Consider the following 227-nt stretch of genomic DNA (forward strand, 5'->3'; position numbering starts at 1 on the left):
GGTGCGGCTGGATCACCTCCTTTCTATGGAGAATTGATGAACGCTGTTCATCAATATAAGTTTCCGTGTTTCGTTTTCGTTTAGTTTTGAGAGTTCAATTCAATATTGACTCTTAAATGAGGATATGATATAAATAAATCCTGCAATTTGTATGGGCCTATAGCTCAGCTGGTTAGAGCGCACGCCTGATAAGCGTGAGGTCGATGGTTCGAGTCCATTTAGGCCCA

General features: G+C 41.9%; 1 tRNA gene. It reads left to right on the top strand.

From position 1 onward, the window contains the following. The first annotated feature begins 153 nt into the window (after positions 1-153). Positions 154-227, top strand: a tRNA-Ile gene (locus JDS92_RS30600).

It is taken from the genome of Bacillus cereus group sp. N12 (assembly GCF_016483575.1).
Lineage (GTDB): Bacteria > Bacillota > Bacilli > Bacillales > Bacillaceae_G > Bacillus_A > Bacillus_A toyonensis.